18 protein-coding genes are annotated in these 18994 nt (G+C 64.5%); 9 read left to right on the plus strand and 9 right to left on the minus strand.

Features of this window, described 5'->3' with window-relative positions; all coding sequences use genetic code 11:
• Positions 1-50 precede the first annotated feature (50 nt).
• Positions 51-1172, minus strand: a complete 1122-nt coding sequence (locus BVH06_RS09110) for a class I SAM-dependent methyltransferase (RefSeq protein WP_075933843.1) — start codon at positions 1170-1172, stop codon at positions 51-53.
• A 311-nt stretch (positions 1173-1483) separates the two neighbouring features.
• On the opposite strand from BVH06_RS09110, the gene BVH06_RS09115 reads away from it, so the two are divergent.
• The gene (locus tag BVH06_RS09115; RefSeq protein WP_075933844.1) at positions 1484-2473 is read left to right on the plus strand and encodes a TRAP transporter substrate-binding protein; all 990 of its coding nucleotides are present in this window, start codon (positions 1484-1486) and stop codon (positions 2471-2473) included.
• On the opposite strand, the gene BVH06_RS09120 is transcribed toward BVH06_RS09115, so the two are convergent.
• A complete protein-coding gene (locus BVH06_RS09120) occupies positions 2460-3404 on the minus strand; it encodes a LysR family transcriptional regulator (RefSeq protein WP_075933883.1) in 945 nt (314 codons plus the stop codon). The genes BVH06_RS09115 and BVH06_RS09120 overlap by 14 nt on opposite strands.
• A gap of 113 nt (positions 3405-3517) precedes the next feature.
• Between BVH06_RS09120 and araD1 the strand changes: the two genes are divergently transcribed.
• From araD1 to BVH06_RS09140, 4 genes are all read left to right on the plus strand, one after another.
• Positions 3518-4513 carry an AraD1 family protein gene (gene araD1, locus BVH06_RS09125; RefSeq protein ID WP_075933845.1) on the plus strand — a complete coding sequence of 332 codons (996 nt, stop codon included), beginning with the start codon at positions 3518-3520 and terminating at the stop codon, positions 4511-4513.
• A 68-nt stretch (positions 4514-4581) separates the two neighbouring features.
• Positions 4582-6159, plus strand: a complete 1578-nt coding sequence (locus BVH06_RS09130; RefSeq protein WP_075933846.1) for an aldehyde dehydrogenase (NADP(+)) — start codon at positions 4582-4584, stop codon at positions 6157-6159.
• Positions 6160-6451: 292 nt separating this feature from the next.
• Positions 6452-7225, plus strand: a complete 774-nt coding sequence (locus BVH06_RS09135) for a ferredoxin--NADP reductase (RefSeq protein ID WP_075933847.1) — start codon at positions 6452-6454, stop codon at positions 7223-7225.
• A 314-nt stretch (positions 7226-7539) separates the two neighbouring features.
• On the plus strand, positions 7540-9102 hold the full coding sequence (locus tag BVH06_RS09140; protein WP_075932257.1) for a TerC family protein: 1563 nt from the start codon (positions 7540-7542) through the stop codon (positions 9100-9102).
• A gap of 65 nt (positions 9103-9167) precedes the next feature.
• Here BVH06_RS09140 and mscL read toward each other — a convergent pair whose 3' ends face one another.
• Positions 9168-9581 carry a large-conductance mechanosensitive channel protein MscL gene (mscL, locus tag BVH06_RS09145; RefSeq protein ID WP_075932256.1) on the minus strand — a complete coding sequence of 138 codons (414 nt, stop codon included), beginning with the start codon at positions 9579-9581 and terminating at the stop codon, positions 9168-9170.
• 287 nt (positions 9582-9868) lie between these two features.
• Here mscL and BVH06_RS09150 point away from each other — a divergent pair, with 287 nt between their 5' ends.
• Both BVH06_RS09150 and BVH06_RS09155 read left to right on the plus strand, forming a co-directional pair.
• Positions 9869-10123: a DUF465 domain-containing protein gene (locus tag BVH06_RS09150; protein WP_075932255.1), complete on the plus strand. Its 255-nt coding sequence runs from the start codon at positions 9869-9871 to the stop codon at positions 10121-10123.
• Positions 10124-10201: 78 nt separating this feature from the next.
• Entirely contained in the window at positions 10202-10438 is a 237-nt protein-coding gene (locus BVH06_RS09155) for a YdcH family protein (RefSeq protein ID WP_075932254.1), read from the plus strand.
• Between the two features lie 135 nt (positions 10439-10573).
• On the opposite strand, the gene BVH06_RS09160 is transcribed toward BVH06_RS09155, so the two are convergent.
• A complete protein-coding gene (locus tag BVH06_RS09160) occupies positions 10574-11059 on the minus strand; it encodes a GNAT family N-acetyltransferase (RefSeq protein ID WP_075932253.1) in 486 nt (161 codons plus the stop codon).
• A 136-nt stretch (positions 11060-11195) separates the two neighbouring features.
• On the opposite strand from BVH06_RS09160, the gene radA reads away from it, so the two are divergent.
• Together radA and BVH06_RS25710 are read left to right on the plus strand one after the other, a co-directional pair.
• Entirely contained in the window at positions 11196-12563 is a 1368-nt protein-coding gene (radA, locus tag BVH06_RS09165; RefSeq protein WP_075932252.1) for a DNA repair protein RadA, read from the plus strand.
• A gap of 107 nt (positions 12564-12670) precedes the next feature.
• Complete coding sequence (locus BVH06_RS25710; RefSeq protein WP_168172898.1) at positions 12671-12844, plus strand: hypothetical protein; 174 nt, start codon at positions 12671-12673, stop codon at positions 12842-12844.
• Between the two features lie 19 nt (positions 12845-12863).
• On the opposite strand, the gene BVH06_RS09170 is transcribed toward BVH06_RS25710, so the two are convergent.
• The 5 genes from BVH06_RS09170 to BVH06_RS09190 all read right to left on the minus strand — a co-directional run bounded on the left by BVH06_RS09170 (position 12864) and on the right by BVH06_RS09190 (position 18780).
• On the minus strand, positions 12864-14993 hold the full coding sequence (locus BVH06_RS09170; protein ID WP_256575154.1) for a hypothetical protein: 2130 nt from the start codon (positions 14991-14993) through the stop codon (positions 12864-12866).
• Positions 14994-15030: 37 nt separating this feature from the next.
• Entirely contained in the window at positions 15031-16218 is a 1188-nt protein-coding gene (locus BVH06_RS09175) for a DUF3142 domain-containing protein (RefSeq protein ID WP_075933848.1), read from the minus strand.
• A gap of 117 nt (positions 16219-16335) precedes the next feature.
• Positions 16336-16707, minus strand: coding sequence for a PilZ domain-containing protein (locus BVH06_RS09180; protein ID WP_075932250.1), 372 nt, complete (start codon positions 16705-16707; stop codon positions 16336-16338).
• Positions 16708-16783: 76 nt separating this feature from the next.
• Positions 16784-17410, minus strand: a complete 627-nt coding sequence (locus BVH06_RS09185; protein ID WP_075932249.1) for a response regulator transcription factor — start codon at positions 17408-17410, stop codon at positions 16784-16786.
• Entirely contained in the window at positions 17407-18780 is a 1374-nt protein-coding gene (locus tag BVH06_RS09190; protein WP_075933849.1) for a cache domain-containing protein, read from the minus strand. Before BVH06_RS09190 ends, BVH06_RS09185 begins: the two co-directional genes overlap by 4 nt.
• Positions 18781-18994: the final 214 nt, after the last annotated feature.

Genomic DNA, 18994 nt, shown 5'->3' on the forward strand with positions numbered 1-18994 from the left:
GCCGCTCTGGTAGCCCGGGTCGAGCGAAGCGACACCCGGGTTCATCTGGATTACTTGGTCGCCTTCAGCACCACGAACTTCGGCGTGGCCGCCACCTGCTCGACGCCGCGGAACAGCCGCGCCAGCTTGGCGTGGTAACCCAGGTGGCGGTTGCCGACGATCCACAGTTCGCCGCCGGTGACCAGCGCGCTGCGCGCCTGCTGAAACATGCGCCAGGCGAGAAAGTCGCCGACCACCTGCTGCTGGTGGAAGGGCGGGTTGCACAGCACCAGATCCAGCGAGTCGGCAGGCTGCTCGGCCAGGCCGTCGCCCGCGCGCACGGCCACCGGACGCTCGCCCAGCGCGGCCTGCCAGTTTTCGCGGGCGGACTTTACGGCCATGTAGGACTCATCCACCAAGGTCAGCTCGGCCTGCGGGCTGCCGAGGGCGTAGACGATGCCCAGAACGCCGTTGCCGCAGCCCAGGTCGGCCACACGGCGGTCGTCCAGGTGGCGCGGCAGGTGCGGCAGGAAGGCGCGGGTGCCGATGTCCAGGCCTTCGCGGCAGAACAGGTTGGCGTGGTTGCCGAGTTCCAGCGCCGGTTTGTCGAGACGGTAGCGGGTCGGATAGGGCGACTGCGCTGCCGGCTTGGCTTCGGGCGTGGCGTGCAGCAAACGGGCCTTTTTCACCGCCAGCGAAGCCTGCACCGGGCCTATGTACTTCTCCAGCAGGTCGCCGGCAGCGCGGGGCAGGTGCTTGATCATCGCGCCGGCGATCACCTGGGCGCCAGGCGCGAGCTGGCCGTGCAGGCGGATCAGTTGTTCTTCCAGCAGCGCCAGGGTTTTCGGGATGCGGATCAACACCAGGTCGAACGGCCCATGCGCCGTCTCGCTGGCCGGGATGAAGGTCACCGCGTCTTCGGCGAGACCATTGCGCGCCAGGTTGAGGCGCAGCGCCAGGTGGCCGAGGTGCGAGTCGCCGCTGCTGGTTACCCGGGCGCGGCCGGCGAGGGCGCAGGCCAGGGCGCCGAAACTGTCGTTGAGCAGTAGCACGCGTGCGTCGGCCGGTAGGGCCTGCACCTGTTCGAGCAGATAGGCATCGGCGGCATCGAAGGCCTGCAGCGGCATGCCGGGTTGCTCGGGCTGGCGCTGCAGGTCGAGGGTGGCGAACGGGGTGACGAAGGACGACGACATGCTGATCTCGTGGTGGGCGTGGCGGGGCGCATTCTGCCACGGGAAATCTTCAGGTTGTGCGGCAGTTGGCGTATTTGCGGCTTGTTCGGCAGGTGCCAATCGCGAAGAATCGCGGCCGCTGCCCTGCCGGTCATTTGCCAACCCACCGGTCATATCCGCAGCCCCTCCAATAATAGTCGGCCCTTCCGCACCCGCTGCGGGCCCAGCCGACAACGCGTCGCCAGCGCCTCGCCGAGGCCAATCCAGATGAGTCCCTTTTTTCAGGTGGGTGCCCCGTGCGCCTGCCGTGCTGCCATTGCCAAGGTATCTGCATGTTCAAGTCCGTTGTTACCACCGTCCTGTCAGCAGCGCTGCTGATCTGCACGCCGGCCTTCGCCGCCGAGCCCATCGTCATCAAATTTTCCCACGTGGTTGCCGAAGACACCCCGAAGGGCCGCGGTGCGCAGCTGTTCAAGGAGCTGGTGGAGCAGCGCCTCGGCGACAAGGTGAAGGTCGAGGTGTACCCCAACTCCACGCTGTTCGGTGACGATGACGAGCTGCAGGCGCTGCGTGACGGCAAGGTACAGTTGCTGGCGCCGTCGCTGTCCAAGTTCGATGCCTACACCAAGCAACTGCAGGTGTTCGACCTGCCGTTCCTGTTCGATGACCTGGAAGCGGTGAAACGCTTCCAGAAGCGCGAGAAGAGCCGCGAGCTGCTGCGCTCCATGGCCAACCAGGACATCTACGGTCTGGCCTACTGGAACAACGGCATGAAGCAGCTTTCCGCCACCCGTGCGTTGAAGGCGCCGGCCGATGCCAAGGGCCTGAATTTCCGCATCCAGCCGTCGCCGGTACTGGAAGCGCAGTTCGCCCAGATCGGTGCCAGCACCAGCAAGCTGGCCTTTAGCGAAACCCTGGCGGCACTGCAGAAGGGCACCGTGCAGGGCGCGGAAAACCCCTGGTCGAACCTGGCCAGCCAGAAGCTCGACAGCGTTCAGCCGTTCATCACCGAAACCAACCACGGTTCGCTCAACTACATGCTGATCAGCAACTCCAAGTTCTGGATCAGCATTCCCTATCAGGTGCGCACCCAGCTGGAAGCGATCATCGAAGAGGTCAGCTTCAAGGTGAATCAGGACGCCGAGGAGCTGAACCGCAAGAGCCGCGAGCAACTGGTCGCCGCCGGCCGTGCGCAGATCATCACCCTGACGCCCGAGCAGCGCGATGCCTGGCGCGAAGCGATGCGCCCGGTGTGGCAGCGCTTCGAGGCGGAGATCGGTGCTGACGTGCTGCGTGCAGCGCAGACGGTCAACCGCCGCTGAGCACCTCTGCTGGCTCGTCACGCAGCTCTTCGAGCAACAGACGCGCCGGCGCCGATAGCGGCGAGCCGCGTCGGCTGATCACCCCATAGGGCTCGCTGCGCAGCACCTGGGCCAGCTCCAGGCACGCCAGCTGGCCGGCGCGCGCCGCTGACTGGGCAGTCTCCCGTGGCATCAGCGCCACCAGGTTCGGGTCTTCCTGCAGCAGCATCAGGGTGGCGAAGGTCGACGCGGTTTCCAGCGGGTAGCGAGGAAACTCCAGCTCGGCGTCGCTGAACGCCCGCTCCAGCACCAGGCGCATCGGCATGTTCGCCGGAAACACTACCCAGCTGTAGGCCGCCAGTTGCGCCAGGCTCAGGCCCGGCGTGCTGGCCAGCGGGTGGGCGGGGCTGGCCACCACTTTCAGCTGTTCGTCATGCAGGCTCAGGCAGTCGTAATCGTCCGGCCGGCGGCTCACGCTGGTGCGGCAGATCGCCAGGTCCACGCGGCCCTGGTCGATCAGGCTGAGCAGCCGCGCACTGGTGTCCTCGACGATCTCCACCGACAGCTCCGGTTGGCGCGCGCGCAGGCGTGACAGCGCGCGGGTCAGATGCGGCACCGCACCCATGATCACGCCCACCACCAGGCGGCCGCCCTGGCCCTGGAGAATGCCGAGCATTTCTTCGCGCAGGTGCGCCAGGTCGCTGTGGATAAGCCGCGCATAGCGAATCGCGCAGCGCCCCAGGTCGTTGGCTTCCAGGCCCTGGCTGGTACGGGTGAACAGCCGCGTGCCGAATGCCGATTCGATTTCGTTGAGCGCCTTGGTCGCGCCTGGCTGGCTGATCGCCACGGCGTCGGCGGCCTTGTGCAGCGAGCCCTGTTCGTCGAGGGCGATCAGCAGGCGCAGCTGTTTCAGGCGCAGTCGGGAAACCAGGGCGGGCAGGGAAGCGAGCATGGTGATAACCATCGGTTATTGCTTGATCAGAGCCTGTCATTAGGCAGGCTGGCGCGCAGTTCGTAAAGTCTGCCCTGTACCCGTTCGGGCAAGACTGACAAGAGAGATAAGCCATGCGATTGATCCAGTTCGAATCCACCGGCGGCCAGCGCCAGGTCGGCGTTGTCGAAGGCGATGCCATCCGTACCGTGCGTGGCGTGGCCAGCACCCGCGAATTGGCGCTGGCGGCGATCCGCGCCGGGCGCAGCCTGCAGGGCGAAGTCGAGAGCCGCGGCAGCGACGCCGGCCCGGCCTACGCCGAACTGCAGCAGGGTGGGCGCATCCTGCCGCCGCTGGATCATGAAGATTCGGCCCATTGCCTGATCAGCGGCACCGGCCTGACGCACCTTGGCAGCGCCTCGACCCGTGACAAGATGCACCAGCAGAAAGGCCAGGACGAAGCCGCGCTGACCGACACCATGCGCATGTTCCGCTGGGGCCTGGAGGGCGGCAAGCCGGGTGCCGGCAAGGTAGGCGCGCAACCGGAGTGGTTCTACAAGGGCGATGGCAGCATCGTCGTGCGCCCTGGCGCCGAACTGCCGGTGCCAGTGTTCGCCGAAGACGGCGGCGAGGAGCCCGAGCTGGTCGGCCTGTACGTGATCGGTGACGACGGCAAGCCGTATCGTCTCGGCTATGCCCTGGGCAATGAATTTTCCGACCACGTGCTGGAGCGTCGCAGCTACCTGTACCTGGCGCATTCCAAGCTGCGCGCCTGCGCCTACGGGCCGGAGCTGCGCGTCGGCGAGCTGCCGGCGCACCTGGCCGGCACCAGCCGCATTCATCGGGGTGGCGAGGTGATCTGGGAGAAGGAGTTTCTCAGCGGCGAGGAGAACATGTGCCACAGCCTGGAGAACCTGGAGTTCCACCACTTCAAGTACCAGCAGTTCCTGCGCCCGGGCGATGTGCACGTGCATTACTTCGGAACCGCTACGCTGTCCTATGCCGACGGTATCCGGGCGCAGCCCGGTGACACCTTCGAGATCGAGATGAGCGAGTTCGGTGCGCCCTTGCGCAACGGGCTGGTGGCGGCCGATGAGCCGCTCGAGCCGGGTGGCGTCACTGCCCTTTGAACCATCCACCTTTATCCATGCCGGGGCCAGTTTTGGCCCCGCTTGGTTCTGACCAGGAGGAAATATTCATGTCCGTAAACGGCCACAACATCATCGGCGGCGCCTACAGTGCCCGCGGCAGTGTGAAGCTGCAGAGCGTCGATGCCACCACGGGCGAAGCGCTGCCCCACGACTTCGTCGAGGCCACGGCCGAGGAAGTCGATGCCGCTGCCCACGCCGCCGCTGCCGCCTACCCGGCTTATCGCAGCCTGCCGGCGACCCGGCGCGCCGAGTTTCTCGATGCCATCGCCGACGAGCTGGACGCCCTGGGCGAGGACTTCATCGCCGTCGTCTGCCGGGAAACCGCGCTGCCGGCCGGGCGTATCCAGGGCGAGCGCGGGCGTACCAGCGGGCAGATGCGCCTGTTCGCCCAGGTGCTGCGCCGCGGCGATTTCCTCGGCGCGCGCATCGACCGCGCCCTGCCGGATCGCCAGCCGCTGCCGCGCCCGGATCTGCGCCAGTACCGCATCGGCCTCGGCCCGGTCGCCGTGTTCGGCGCCAGCAACTTTCCGCTGGCGTTCTCGACGGCGGGGGGGGACACCGCGTCGGCCCTGGCTGCCGGCTGCCCGGTGGTGTTCAAGGCCCACCCCGGTCACATGACCACCACCGCCCTGGTGGGCGCGGCGCTGCTGCGCGCAGCGGAGAAAACCGGCATGCCCAAAGGCGTGTTCAGCATGATCTACGGCGGCATCGTCGGCGCCGCACTGGTCAAGCACCCGGCCATTCAGGCGGTCGGCTTCACCGGTTCGCTGCGTGGCGGTCGTGCCCTGTGCGACATGGCCGCGGCGCGCCCACAGCCCATCCCGGTGTTCGCCGAGATGAGCAGCATCAACCCGGTCATCCTCCTGCCCGAAGCCCTCAAGGCTCGTGGCGAGAAGGTTGCCGGCGAGTTGGCCGCATCGGTGGTGCTCGGCGCTGGGCAGTTCTGCACCAACCCTGGCCTGGTGCTTGGTATTCGCTCGCCGGAGTTCAGCACCTTCCTGCACAGCCTGACCGCCAAGATGGCCGAGCAGCCGCCGCAGACGCTGCTCAATGCCGGCGGCCTGGAGGGCTATGGCAAAGGCATCGCTGCGCTCTCCGCACACCCGGGTATCACTCAACTGGCTGGTGCCGCGCAGGAAGGCAAGCAGGCGCGCCCGCAACTGTTCAAGGCCGATGTCAGCCTGTTGCTCGATGGTGACGAGCGCCTGCAGGAAGAAGTCTTCGGGCCGACCACCATCGTCGTCGAAGTGGCTGACAAGGGCGAGCTGCTAAAGGCCATCGAGGGGTTGCACGGTCAGCTGACCGCCACGCTGATCACCGAACCGGGCGACCTGGCCGGCAGCGAGGAACTGCTCGCGCTGTTCGAACAGAAGGTCGGCCGCGTACTGTTCAACGGCTACCCGACCGGCGTGGAAGTCTGTGATGCCATGGTGCATGGCGGCCCGTACCCGGCGACGTCCGACGCCCGCGGCACCTCGGTCGGCACCCTGGCCATCGACCGTTTCCTGCGCCCGGTGTGCTACCAGAACTGCCCGGACGCCTTGCTGCCCGACGCCCTGAAGAACGCCAACCCGCTGGGCATCGCCCGTCTGGTGGACGGTGCCAGCAGCCGCGACGCGCTGTAAGCGCCCGTTTCGCTGCGACGAGAAAGCCGACCTCAGGGTCGGCTTTCTTATGGGCGGTAGGCGGCGGTGTTTTCCCGGGTGTCGCTGCGCTCGACCCGGGCTACCGAACTGTGGGAACCGCGACCCGCGGTGAAAGGCAGGTGCACCGCAGGTTCTGCTGACTGGCCACCATCCCATCGCGCCGAGGTCGGCGCCTCCACCGGTGAGCTGCGCGTTTTCCCCTGATCTTTACCGGTGTTTCCAGCTGCCGCTTTGCGCCACACTAGGCCCATGAGCCTTGCTGGAGCCGCCGATGAGTAGCGAAGACAAATTCACCCGCCAGACCCTTCTCGACGTACAGACCCTCACGCCCACGCTGTTCACTCTGCGTACCACCCGTGATGCCGGGTTTCGCTTTCGCGCCGGGCAGTTCGTGCGCCTGGGTGTGGAGAAGGCCGATGGCTCGGTGGTCTGGCGCGCCTATTCGCTGGTCTCCGCGCCCCATGACGAGCACCTGGAGTTCTTTTCCATCGTGGTGCCCGGCGGCGAGTTCACCAGCGAACTGAGCCGTCTACGTGTCGGCGACACGCTGTTGGTGGAGAAGATGGCCACCGGTTACCTGACCCTGGATCGCTTCGTCGATGGCCGCGACCTGTGGCTGCTGGGCAGCGGCACCGGTATCGCGCCTTTTCTGTCCATGCTGCAGGATTTCGAGGTCTGGGAGCGTTTCGAACGCATCGTGCTGGTGTACAGCGCGCGCACTGTGGCCGAGCTGGCCTATCAGGAGATGATCCACGGCTTTTCCGAGTTGGAGCACCTGGCCGAATTCACTCACAAGCTCACCTATCTGCCGGTGGTCACTCGTGAGCAGGCACCCGGTTGCCTGAACGCGCGTATCACCGAACTGCTCGAAAATGGCGAGCTGGAGCGTGCCGCCGGTCTGCAACTCACGCCCGAGTATTCGCGCCTGATGATCTGCGGCAACCCGCAGATGATCGACGACATTCGCCAGCGCCTGAAGGCCCGCGGGTTGAATCTGAGCCTGACCCGGCGGCCCGGGCAAGTGGCCGTGGAGAACTACTGGTAAACCTGCAACCTGACGCGCTCATCACCATGTAAAGCACGGTTACAAACTTGCCGCTTTCAGTGTGACTCGCGCTCCAGTAGATTGCGTGGTCTGTTTCCCATTATCCGGTCTTCATGGACAGCGACAGTAGACGATCGCCCTCGCCGTTATGGACGAGGGCGGTACTTCCCAAAGGCCACGCCGCCCGGCGTGCGCTTAACGTGCAGCACCCAGCTGCACCTTCTTTCCGACAGCCGAGTTTCCACGCGCCTGCTTCTTGCATGCGTGGCGCATTCGGCCGTCTTCGTTTTCCCCTAGAGAGAGCTACACACTAAATGGAATGGATGGCTGATCCGACGGCCTGGCTGGGCCTGTTGACCCTGATCGTCTTGGAAATCGTCCTGGGCATCGACAACCTGGTGTTTATCGCCATTCTTGCCGACAAGCTGCCGCCACATCAGCGCGACCGCGCGCGGGTGATTGGCCTGAGCCTGGCGTTGATCATGCGCCTGGGCCTGCTGGCCAGTATGGCGTGGCTGGTGACCCTCACCGATCCGCTGATCGAAGTATTTGGCAAGTCCTTCTCCGGGCGTGACCTGATCATGCTGTTCGGCGGTGTGTTCTTGCTGTTCAAGGCCACCATGGAGCTGCACGAACGCCTGGAAGGCCGCGTGCACCAGCCCGGCGGCGCGCGCACCTATGCCAAGTTCTGGCCGGTGGTCGCGCAGATCATCGTGCTCGACGCGGTGTTCTCGCTGGATGCGGTCATCACCGCCGTCGGCATGGTCGAGCACCTGGAAGTGATGATGATCGCGGTGATCATCTCCATCGGCTTGATGATCGTCGCCAGCAAGCCGCTGACCGCCTTCGTCAACGCCCGCCCGACGGTAATCATGCTGTGCTTGGGCTTCTTGATGATGATCGGCTTCAGCCTGACCGCCGAAGGCCTGGGCTTCCACATCCCGAAAGGTTACCTGTACGCCGCCATCGGCTTCTCGATCCTGATCGAGCTGTTCAACCAAGTCGCTCGTTCGCGCCGTAAGCGCAGCCTGCAGGGCCAGCGTGGCCTGCGTGACCGAACCGCCCATGCGGTGATGCGCATGCTCGGCGGCAAGGTGCAGGCCGATGAAGTCGGCGAGGACATCGCCGACATGCTCGAGGGCGAACAGGGCGAAACCGCGCTGTTCGACCGCCGTGAGCGGGTGATGATCAGCGGCGTGCTGAACATGGCCGAGATGTCGATTCAGAAGGTCATGACCGATCGCATGGAAGTCGACCGCATCAACCTCGATGACGAGCCTGAGAAGATCCAGCAGGCGCTGCTCGACTCGCCGCACTCGCGTCTGGTGGTGACTCGCAATGATTCGCGTGACGAGCCCCTGGGCTACATCCACAAGAAGGAGCTGTTCAAGGAATTGCTCAAGGGCCAGCAGCCGGATATCGAGAGCCTGGTGCGGGCGCCGATCAACCTGCCGGACAGCTCCAGCGTGCTCAGCTCGCTCGAGCAGATGCGCCAGGGCTCGACCCACGTGGCCTTCGTGGTCAACGAGTTTGGCGGCTTCGAAGGCCTGCTGACCCTGACCGACATCCTCGAAGCGATTGCCGGCGAGCTGCCGGACGCCAGCGAAGTGGATGGCCCGGACGTCGAGGAAGTGGACGGTGGCTACCGGGTCAACGGTGCGGTCAATCTGGCGGTGTTGCGCGAGCGGATGAACTTCGCTGCCAAGCCGACCGACGATTACCAGACCCTGGCCGGCCTGGCCATGAGCCTGCTCGACCGCCTGCCGCTGATCGGCGACAAGGTCGAGTACCTGGGCTGGGAGCTGACGGTGATCGAGGTCAAGGAGCGCCGCATCACCCGCGTGCTGCTCAAGCCGGGCAGCGAGTCGGCTGCGTAACGGCGCGGCAGTGAAACGAAAACGGCGCCCCTAGGGGCGCCGTTTTCATGTCCGGCGTGTGCCGGTCATTCCTTGTGCTGCCCGCTCTTGAGCAGGTCGCGGATTTCCGTCAGCAGCACTTCCTGGGTACTAGGCGCCGGCGGTACCGAAGGCGCCGCGGCTTCTTCACGCTTGAGGCGGTTGATCGCCTTGACGCCCATGAAGATGGCGAATGCCACGATCACGAAGTCGATCACCGTCTGGATAAAGCGACCATAGGCCAGCACCACTGCCGGGATATCACCTTGCGCGGCCTTGAGCGTGATGGCCAGGTCGGAAAAGTCCACCCCGCCGATCAGCAGCCCCAGAGGCGGCATGATCACGTCGCCGACGAAGGACGAGACGATCTTGCCGAAGGCCGCGCCGATGATGATACCGACCGCCATGTCGACGACGTTGCCCTTGACCGCGAACGCCTTGAATTCGTTGATGATGCTCATATGCAACCCCCTGGATCTGATTTGGTGCGCTGAAGTGTAAAGCACTGCTGTCGATCTGCCATGTGCTGCCGTTTGGCTGGCACAAGGTCTGTGACCCCCGTGCGGCGGCATTGTCCAAATTTATTACCGGCCAATCATTCAGGGCCGCTCCATCACGGAGCTCTACGGCGAGGCTTTGGGTGCCGGCGATAGGCGGTTGCGGGGCGCCGTCCAGCATTGACGGGGATCAACGGCCAGGGCGCTACACCCGACTAGAGTGCGCTTATTCATCTATCGGGAGTTCGGCCATGCATATCGACTATTGCGCCCAATCCAACGCCGTTTCGCTGCTGCGCAGCAACCCTGCTTACACCGCGCTGGTGGAGCAGCACGATGACGTCGATCGCCGCATCGCCCGTATCGAAAGTGGCCTGGAGCGACCTGAAGGGCTGAGCCTGGCGGCTCTGAAGCTGCGTCGTTCCGGTTTGCGCGAGGATCTGGCGCGCCAGCAGCGCAAGGCCGAGGGCGGGTGCTGCAATTGCGGCAATAACTGCGGCGGCTGATGCAGCTCGTCGGGCGGTCGGGTCGGCGGCGGTGGGCTAAGGTCAATGCATCATCACCCCAACACAGAGGAGCGCCCCATGACCGCCGAGCACAATCTGCGCGAAGAATTTCGTGAGTTCGGCGACGCCCTGACCGAGCGTCGCAAAAGCCATCCGGGGTTCGACGGCCTGGTGGGCCGCTACCAGGATCTGGACAAACGCATCGTCGAACTCGAGTCCGGCAACCAGTCCTTCGATGACGAAACCCTGGGCCGCCTGCGCCGCGAGCGAGTGCTGCTCAAGGACAAGATCGTGCAGGAGCTCACCGAGCGCTGAGCCTCAGTCGATATTGGGTGCAGCGATGTGTGACGGATTCCTGGGTATCGCTGCGCCCAACGCCGGCTACGAGTTTTGCGTAGCCTGGGTTAGCCGCAGGCGTAACCCGGGTTCTTTATTGCTACCCGTCAACCTTCAGGCCTGCACCACGAATCGTTGCAGCCCCGGTTCAGCGCCGTCGTCTTCCAGCTCACGCACCACGAATGGCAGCTCGCTCAGCGCCTGCCGGCAAAAGGCGTTCGCCAGCTCATCCTGTGCATAACAGCACAGCAGCCAACGACGCCCGTCGCTGACCGTCTGTTGCAGCAGCGCGCGACCAATGCCCAGGCGCCGGTATTTCTTGAGCAGAAACAGATCGGCGAACTCCATGTCGGCCAGGCGCTGGTCCTCGCAGGCCTCCAGCAGCAGAAAACCGGCAATGAACCCGTCGACCAGAATCAGCCCGGCGCTCCAGCCGGCGTCCTGCCAGTAGCGTTGCAGGTGCGGCTCGTGCACGTAGAAGCGGCCGTCGACCTCGACGTCTTCCTGCTCCCAGCCTGACGATTCGTAGGCATAGAACTGATACAGGTTGCGGATCAGCGGCAACTGCTCGGCGCTGGCGGGAATCAGTTCGATGGACATGCTGGGCCTCGGGGCAGGGGAGCGGCGCATTATCGACCTGGGTGGCCCGGCAGGGATAGGCCGTGTGCGCAGGTCTGTAAATTTATCCAGTTGTTCGGTATCGTTCGGCCTCGATCGATCAGGCAGGACGACCCCCATGGCCAAGGCCAAACGCTTGTACGGCTGCACCGAGTGCGGCGCGACCTTTCCCAAGTGGGCCGGGCAATGCGGCGAGTGCGGCGCCTGGAACACCCTCACCGAAACCATGATCGAAGCCGGCGGCGCTGCGGCTCCCAGCGGGCGAACCGGCTGGGCCGGGCAGCAGGCGCAGTTGAAGACCCTGGCCGAAGTCAGCGTCGAGGAAGTTGCGCGCTTTTCCACCGCGTCGGCCGAGCTCGATCGCGTGCTCGGCGGCGGTCTGGTGGATGGCTCGGTGGTGCTGATCGGCGGCGACCCGGGTATCGGCAAGTCGACCATCCTGCTGCAGACCCTGTGCAACGTCGCCCAGCGTTTTCCGGCGCTGTACGTCACCGGCGAGGAATCCCAGCAGCAGGTGGCGATGCGCGCTCGGCGCCTGGGCCTGCCGGAAGACAAACTCAAGGTGATGACCGAAACCTGCATCGAAAGCATCATCGCCACCGCCCGCCATGAAAAGCCCAAGGTGATGGTGATCGACTCGATCCAGACCATCTTCACCGAACAGCTGCAGTCCGCGCCCGGCGGCGTCGCCCAGGTGCGCGAGAGTGCGGCGCTGCTGGTGCGCTTTGCCAAGCAGAGCGGCACGGCGATCTTCCTGGTCGGCCACGTGACGAAAGAGGGCGCCCTGGCCGGTCCACGGGTGCTCGAGCACATGGTCGATACCGTGCTGTACTTCGAGGGCGACCCCGATGGTCGCCTGCGTTTGTTGCGTGCGGTGAAGAACCGTTTCGGCGCGATCAACGAGCTGGGCGTGTTCGGCATGACCGACAAGGGCCTCAAGGAAGTCAGCAACCCTTCGGCGATCTTTCTCACCCGCGCCCAGGAGGAAGTGCCGGGCAGCATCGTCATGGCCACCTGGGAAGGCACCCGGCCAATGCTGGTGGAGGTGCAGGCGCTGGTCGACACCAGCCATATGGCCAACCCGCGCCGCGTGACCCTGGGCCTGGATCAGAACCGTCTGGCCATGCTGCTCGCGGTGTTACACCGCCACGGCGGCATCCCCACCTATGACCAGGACGTGTTTCTGAACGTGGTAGGCGGCGTGAAGGTGCTGGAAACCGCCTCCGACCTGGCGCTGATGGCCGCGGTGATTTCCAGCCTGCGCAATCGGCCGCTGCCCCACGATCTGCTGGTGTTCGGCGAGGTGGGCCTGTCCGGCGAAATCCGCCCGGTGCCCAGTGGTCAGGAGCGCCTGAAAGAGGCAGCCAAGCACGGCTTCAAGCGCGCCATCGTGCCCAAGGGCAATGCGCCGAAAGAGTCGCCGTCGGGCCTTCAGGTGGTTGCCGTGACGCGGCTGGAGCAGGCGCTCGACGCGCTGTTCGAGTAGCTGCGGCGTTCTGCCGCTAGGGGCGCCTGGCGGCCATTGATCCGCGTCAATGGGTGGGCAGGGCGGCAGTCGCAGGATGAAGGCGTACCCACAGAGGAGTCGCCATCATGCTGCTGTTCTACGACATCATCGCCAAAGCCAGTTTCTCGCCAGTCGACCGCCTGGGCGTCGAGCGCAAGCGTCAGCCGCTACTCGATGTGCTGCCGCAACTGGTGAAGGCGCGCCGTGCCCGTCGCCGCGAGGCCGATGCGGCCTGCTGCGATTTTGGCATCGGCCACTGAGCAGTGTGAGCACTGCCCCTCACTCTTTCATCTTGGCAACCGCTTTTTTGGCGCGGCGGCGCCAGTAGATGGCGACGCCGACCACGGCTATCGAGAGTGCGGTCAGCGCACCTTGGTGTTCGTATGCGACTTGCCTGACGGCCTGTCCGCGTTCGATCCATTGCCTTTTGCGGGCTGCCCGGAAATCCGGCGTCTCGCAGGCGCCCACCCCGAACACGAAGGCCGGAGCAGGCGGCAGGCGCAGAGCGCCTTGTTCCACATAACGACGGTAGTAGCTCTGTGCACGTTGCGGATCGACATTGATCATCCAGTCGGTGACCGCACACAAGGTGCTGGCGAACGCCTGACTGCGCTCCGGCAGCAGGTCTGCCGCGCTGCTGGCCAGATCCGCCGCTATCCAGCGGTAATGAAAGCGTCGATAGGGGGCGGCAGCAGTGGCGTTCCAGCGCTGTGCCTCGGCTGCCGATAGCAGGCCACCAGTTTCAATGGGCTCTGCATCCGAGATCATTTGAGCGCTGTTGTAGCGTTCTGGATAGTTACCTGCATAAACGTAGTTATCCGGCCCCAGTTCGTAGCCCAGCAGTTCCATGCCTTGGCGGCGAAGGAGGCTCGCTGCCTCGAAATAGGCCTCGGCGCGGCCAATGTCGGTCCAGGCACTTTGCGCCCGCTCGCGCGCTTGCTGATAGTCGGCCGCGGCCTGCTGTTGCTCGGCCTGGGCAAAGTAGCCACGCGCCTCGTCGTAACGGCCGTCGCGCATTAGGCGGCGTGCTAGCAGCTCCCGCAGGCGCATTGCCGTTGGACGGTCCCAGTAATTCCATGGCTCGCTGTCCACAGGCTGCGGAGCGCTGGCAACTTGGCTGTCGACGTAACCCTTGAGTTCATCGGTTGTCAGTACGCGTTCAGCCACAGCCGCGGCGTCCTGCCAGTAAATATCTCCCCCGCGATAAAGCTGCTCGAAGGCCTGCAGGTAGTCACCACGCTCGAGGGCGAGAATCGCCGACTCACCTTCGATGCGGCACTTGGGCTTCAGGGTTTCGTTCAGCCAATCGCCGTTACGTCGCCAGCCCCAGTTCTCGTCTTCCGGAAAACCTTTGGCCGCTTCGGCATAGGCCTGGCTGGCGGCTTCGCTGTCGCCTGCGCGTAGCGCCATCTTGGCGCGCAGCCACCAGTTCAGACCGCTATCGGTGGCGCGGTCGAGAAAACGCTGGGTTGAGGCGTAGTTGCCTTCGCGGTAGGCGATGGCCGCGAGGCGGTCGGCATCATCCAACTGCTGGATATCGGTCTGCTGGATCAGCGTCAGCAGGCGCTCTGCGGGAAGCGACGAATGTTGGATGCCAGCCAGCAACATGGCGCTGAGCAACTGGCGCACCGCTTGCTGATGCAGCAGCGGCCGCAGGTGCTGGTCATCCAGAGCCGCGAGCGATGCGCCGACCTCGCGTAGTGAACTGGTGCCGGTTTCGGAACCATGGATGGCCTGGCTGGCATAGAGCGCGATGGCTTGGCTCCATTCGCCGGCGTGCAGATACAGTCGCGCCTGCTCACCGAGGCTGGCCAAGGCCAGTTCGAGCGGATCGTCAAAGCCCTCGATCGCTAGCTGGCGCGTCAGCTCAAAGGCCGCGGCCGCCCGTCGCGGCAGGTTGGGCTCATTGGTGTCGCTAGCCTCACCGCTCATAAGGGCCAAGCTACGGCCCAGAGAGTAAGCCGCCCATGTGCTGCGCAACTTGCGTTGTTCGGCCGGCAAGGCCAGTACGCGTTGGAAGTGTTCTGCAGCCTGCCAGTGATCACCTTGGGCGAAGGCCACGGCGCCAGCGGTGTATAGGCGCAGCTCGGCTGGCAATTCGGCGCCCTGGCTTTCTACCTGGGCCGCTTCGGTGAGTGCACGCAACTGTTGAACTCGCTCGAAGAGACCGTCCTGTAGCTGTGATTTTTCCACCTCTTCTCGCTGAATCGGCAGTCGGTCGTTGGTGCCCGGGTACTGCTGGAGCGTCGCTTCACTGGCCCTACCCAGGCCAGGGATTGTGGCGCCGAGTTTACGAATTTCCTGAACGAAGCTGCCTTCGGGCATTTTTGCCAGCGCGTTCTGGCGATCATTGAGCAGCAGGTAGGGGAAATCCGGTCCGCAGGCGATGGCAGGGGACAGCGGCAGCAACAGGCCAATGCCGGCACTGAACAGTCGGCGTTGCCACTCAGGGTGATACATGAATTGCTCCTTGTTCGAACAGGCTGCAGCGTACCCAACCCAGTGCCTGGCGTTGCCCCGCAGCGAGGCGTGCAGTTTGCTTGCGAAGGAAAGTCGGGCCATTTTCGCTCTGCTCCAGGCGATAGTCTGCGATGGCGTCGGCCGCTTCGCAGTGGCTGCCACGAAGGCTTATCCGTACTGGCAGCTCAACGTCGCGATTGCCATTGCTCACCAGCGTCAACTCTCGCAGCGGGCCGGCCTGCTTCACATCCACGGTGATCGAGGCGCTCAGGGGCTGCCTGTGTAGCACCGCTTGTAAAGTCGCCAGCGGCCAGGCACGACGGTCCCCTGGCAGCGGCAGGCGGAACCAGATAATGCCGTGCAGATTTTTCGGCCGGCGCTCGTCCAGGGTCGTCAGAAGGTTGGCAACTTGCTGGGGATCGACAAGCAGCTCACGGCGGCTTCCGCCAACATCCAGCGGGGCTTCGCTCTCGACTTGTCGTGAGGAGTCGATCATGGCGACGCCGTAGGCGGGCAGCGCCAGCATGAAGGCTTTCTCGCTGCGTTTGCCATAAGCCTCGGCCCAACGTTGTGCCTGCTGTGGGTCGAACAAACCGTCGCGTGGATCGTTGATGGCGTGCACCTGTAGTACCGAGCTGTCGACCTGGCGCAGCAGGGCTTTCAGGTGCGGGCTATTCAGCCAGGTGGGCAGGGCGGTGATGCTCAGTGCCAGGCCGGTGGGCAACGCGGAGCGCAGTGCTGCCAGCAGCTCTGTATAGGCGGGCAAGCGCGCGCTTGCGCAGTCGTGATCGATTTCCACACCTTGCAGATTGATTCCGCGGGCCTGCCATTCATCTAGCAGGCTCTTTGTCTGGTTGAGAATCTGCTCCTGATTCAGTTGTGGCAACTGTCCATCGAGTCGTATCACCATCATCACCGGCCGACCGTCGGCGACCAACTGCTGCAGGTTGGGGTAGGCTCTGGCCCAGCCAGCCTTGGGGTGAAACTGCAGGGCCAGTACGCGTAAGGCGGTGAAGTCATCCTTGGTCTGAGCCAGTACGTGATGATGGACGGGCTGCCATTGCCGTTGCCAGATGTAGACTTGCTGCTCCAGTGGTGCTGATGGCGGCGGCGAGCAGGCAACGCAAAGCAGCGTCAGCAGCGACAGGCACAAACAGTTAAGTAATTGATGCATTCGGTCGGTATCGTCGCGCAGCGGGGCGGTGTAAACGATACGCCTCGCCCGAATTAGCTGCGCGCTGATTTTGTGAAGCCACGTCTCGTGAGGTCGCAGGCCTCTGGATGCGAAGAATCAGTTATCGTCTTCGCAAAGCGCTGTCAGCTCGCGTTCGAGCAGGGCTTCGTCGCCCAGGTTGAGTTCCACCAGGCGCCGCAGGTGGCTCATCGAATCCAGGTCGATGTGGTGGCAGAGAAAGCCCAGTACGCGCTCTTCGCGGTGTACCAGCTCGACCTGCATGGTCACTTGCAGATTGTCGTCCAGGGCGATGCGCAGCAGGTAATCCTGGCCGGTCTCGCCCTCCCAGTTCCACGGCCTGCGCACCAGCACACCGCGAAACGAGATGTCGTGCAACTCCACTTGCCAGCTCTGCTCGCCCTGAATGATCTCGGCGGGCGCGTCGAAGGCGATGCGCTGGAAGCGCCGACGTTCGTGGTTGTCACTCATGGAAGCTGTCCTCTGATGATTTAGTCCACTATAGCCAAGGCGCGGGGCGGCGTCGCCGAGCGCGCTGGCGTGGTTGTCAGTTTTGCGGCGACCAGCCGTACTCCATGGCGTGCTTGACCAGGTCGGCGGGCTTTTCGATGTCCAGTTTGCGGCGAATGTTCAGTCGGTAGGTTTCCACGGTGCGCACGCTGATCGCCAGCTCGCGGGCCATGGCCTTGTTGTTCAGGCCCTGGGCCATCATCAGCAGCACCTGGCGTTCGCGCGGTGTGAGCTCGCCTTCCTCGGTTTCTTCCTGGGCCAGCTTGTGGGCCACGTCGCCGCTGTAGAAACGCCCGCCGACCGCCAGCACGTCGATGGCGGAGATGATGTCCTGGGACGGCGCTTCCTTGAGCACGTAGCCCGAGGCGCCCATGCGCAGCGAGCTGCTCACGTATTCCTGATTGTCGTACATGCTGAGGATCAGCACCTTGGTGGCCGGGTGGCGTTTCTTGATGATGCCGGTCAGCTCCAGGCCGTTGATGTCCTTGAGGCCGATGTCCATCAGGAGGATGTCCGGCTGTTCGCGGGCCACCAGTTCCAGCGCCTCGCTGCCACTGCCGGCTTCCCCGGCGATCTCGAAGTGGTCGACCATCGACAGCAGGGTGCGAATGCCTTCGCGCACCAGGATATGGTCGTCGACGAGGGCGATGCGGATGGTCTTCATGCGGGCTCGGTCCGGGATTGTGTCGCGTCCGCGGAGAGTAACAGGGCGACGGTCAGAACGGTGCCGGCGGATGTGGAGGCGATGTTGAAGTCGCCGCCGAAATGCTCCACCCGCTCGCGGATGTTGCGCAGGCCGATGCCGCCACTCTGCTCGGCCTGGCGTGGGCTGAACCCCGTGCCGTCGTCGCTGATGCGCAGGTTGACCCGCCGCGGGTTGCCGGTCAGCTGGATGGTCACCTGGCCGGCGCCGGCGTGGCGCTCGATGTTGGTCAGCGCCTCCTGGAGGATGCGAAACAGCGCCACGTTCATGTCGTCGCTCAGGCGGGTATCGCCCAGGCTGTTGTCGTAGGCCACGCGCAGTCCGCTGCGCTGCTCGAACTCGCTGGCCAGCTGGCCGATCGCCGAGGCCAGGCCGAGGGTGTCGAGTAGCGAGGGATGCAGGTCGTGGGAGATGCGCCGCACTTCGCCAATCGCCCCGGCCAAGCGCTCGATGCCTTGGCGCAAGGTTTGCGCGGCGCTGGTCTTGCCGGCTTCCAGCTCGTGGCCGGCCAGCTCGAACTTGAACTTGATCGATACCAGCAACTGGCTGATGCCATCGTGCAGCTCTCGCGACAGGCGCGAGCGCTCCTCCTCCTGGGAGGTGATGATGCGCTGGGTCAGTTGCTGCAGTTTGCGGTCGGCCAGGCGGTGTTCGCTGACGTTGAGGGTCAGGCCGCTGGCGAACACCAGTAGCACGGCGATCAGCGCGACGATGGCGATGGCCAGCATGGTGGTGCGAATGCCGCTGCCGACGTCGTGACGAACCTGGGCGATGGCGTTGTCGACGTCTTCCAGGTAGATGCCGGTGCCGAGCATCCAGCCCCAGCGGTCGAGCATGTTCACGTAGGCGAGCTTTTCAGCGACCTGACCGGTGGAGGGTTTCTGCCAGCCGTAGCGCTGGAAACCATCACCTTGCGTGGCGCTACGGATCAGTGCCTGGATCACCAGCAGGCCGTGGGGATCGGTCATGTTCCACAGGTCCTTGCCCACCAGTGTGGCCTGGCGCGGGTGCATGAGGCTCTTGCCGCTGCGGTCGTAGACGAAGAAGTAGCCGTCGCTGCCGAAATTGATGCGCGCAAGTAATGCCAGCACCTGGCGTTTGGTTTCCTCGTCGTCGCGGCCGGTGTCGTAAAGCGGCGCGATGGTGCTCATGGCCATTTCCACGTAGTGCTTGAGCTCGGCCTGCTTGCTGCCCAGGATGCTGTGCTCGATCAGCTGGGCCTGCTGGTTGCCCAGGCGCTGGTTCTGGATCAGCACCAGCAGGCACACCACGGCCACGGCCAGGAGCATGGGCAGCAGGCTCAGGGCGACGATCTTGTGCTTGAGTTGCATGGGTCACTCCGGGCTGCCTGGCTGGGCGGGCAACGCTGTGGCGGATGAACGGCGGGCAGAGCATACACAAAGCTGCAGCACCCGGCTGACGCGATCTGCACGCTTCTACGTAGTTCTACGTAGAGGGCCGTGGGTAGTTTTGCGAATTACTACAAAGCGTACTTAGATGGATAGTTGGGGGGCTCGACAGAGCACAACAATAACAATGAGTGTC

The organism is Pseudomonas sp. PA27(2017) (assembly GCF_001945445.1).
Taxonomy (GTDB): Bacteria; Pseudomonadota; Gammaproteobacteria; order Pseudomonadales; family Pseudomonadaceae; genus Aquipseudomonas.